The organism is Streptomyces sp. NPDC006265, assembly GCF_040613555.1.
Taxonomy (GTDB): Bacteria; Actinomycetota; Actinomycetes; order Streptomycetales; family Streptomycetaceae; genus Streptomyces.
Genome location: NZ_JBEXSH010001344.1, coordinates 1 through 1611, shown reverse-complemented (window position 1 = coordinate 1611; position 1611 = coordinate 1). Strand labels below are relative to the sequence as shown.

The following is a 1611-nucleotide window of genomic DNA, read 5'->3' as shown; positions in this document are numbered from 1 at the left end:
GTCGAGTCCGGCGGCGCCGGGTGCGATACCGGTGCTGATCAGGGCGACGGTCACACCCGCGCCGGTGCCGTGCCGGTGCAGCCGGTCCAGGTCGAGGCGCTGGCGTGACCAGTCCTGCTTCTTCGCCTTCTCCCGGGAGGCGGGCGTACAGGTCACCTCCGTCGCGTCCGGGTCGAACGCGGAGGGCATGCCGGGCAGTTTCTGGCCCTTGGCACCGTCGGCCGCCGGCACACGCGCGGGGGCCGCCGCGAGGGCGGGAGCGGCCGTGGGCAGCAGCAGGGCGGCGGCGAGACCGGCGCCGGCGGCCAGGCGGCCGGCCGCGCGGGCGGGCCGCCTCATCGGCCCGCCCCCTTCGGTGCCGCGGCGACGATGTCCTCGGGCAGGAGGATGCGCAGGTCGTCGAGGGTGGGTGCGGCCAGCGAACTGAGCCGCCCCGCCTGGCGGGTGATCATCGACTCGACGACCTGGCGGGCCAGACGCGCGTTGCCGAAGGACCGGTCCCGGGGCAGCGCCTCGAAGTACTCCTTGAGCAGGGCGCCGGTGCCGGGGCCGCACTCGTAGCCCATGCCCGCGGCCTGGGAGCGCACGATGGTGACCAGTTCCTCGGAGGAGTAGTCGGCGAAGGCGACCCGGCGCGGGAACCGCGACGACAGGCCCGGGTTGGAGGCGAGGAAGCGTTCCATCTCGTCGGTGTAGCCGGCGACGATGACGACGACCTCCTCACGGTGGTCCTCCATCAGCTTCAGCAGGGTGTCCACCGCCTCCTGGCCGAAGTCGGCGCCGCCGCCGCGCGGGGTGAGGGTGTACGCCTCGTCGATGAACAGCACGCCGCCGCGAGCGCGTTCGAAGACCTCACGGGTGAGCTGGGCGGTGTGGCCGATATAGCGCCCGACCAGGTCGGCGCGGGCCGCCTCGATCAGCTGGCCCCGCTGGAGGATGCCGAGCTGCGTGAGGATCTCGCCGTAGAGGCGGGCGACGGTGGTCTTGCCGGTGCCGGGCGGGCCGGTGAAGACCAGGTGGTGGCTGAGCGAGGGCACCGGAAGTCCGGCGGCGGCGCGGTGGCGGGCCGTGGTGATGAGGTTGACCAGGTCGGCGACGTCGCGCTTGGCCTCGGCGAGGCCCACCATGTCGCCGAGACGGGTCAGCGGGTCGTCGTCGGGGGCGGCGTCCTGGGCGGCCTGCCCGGCGGCGGTGGCGGAGACGTCCTCCGGCAGCAGCAGCCTGAGGTCGCGTTCGCCGACCTGCGCCAGGGAGGCGAGGCGGACCGCCTGCCGGTCCACCATCTCCTCGAACACCCCGCGTGCGGCACGGCCGTTGCCGAATCCGGAGTCCCGCGGCATGGTCTCGAAGTGCGCCGCCAGCGCGTCCGCGGTGCCCTCGCCCAGTTCGTACTGGTGCTGGGCGCACATGTTCTCCATGATCGCCACCAGTTCGGGCACCGAGTAGTTCTCGAACTCGACGGTTCGCGAGAAGCGGGACGCCAGGCCGGGGTTGGAGCCGAGGAAGGACTCCATCTCCCGGGAGTAGCCGGCCCGGCACCCCGAACTGCCCGTCGCGGGCGGCTTCATCGAGCTGTCCCCGCCGCCGCTGGGCGAGGCCGTCACCGAACTG

The 1611-nt window shown here is 73.5% G+C and carries 1 protein-coding gene and 1 pseudogene; both read right to left on the bottom strand.

Going from position 1 to position 1611, the window contains the following annotated elements; genetic code table 11:
• Positions 1-339, bottom strand: a pseudogene (locus ABZ281_RS48675) (serine protease); the annotation flags it as partial.
• Positions 336-1611 (bottom strand): AAA family ATPase (locus ABZ281_RS48670; RefSeq protein WP_356665191.1); only part of this gene is annotated, 1276 nt, incomplete at its 5' end. The gene ABZ281_RS48670 and the pseudogene ABZ281_RS48675, both read right to left, overlap by 4 nt.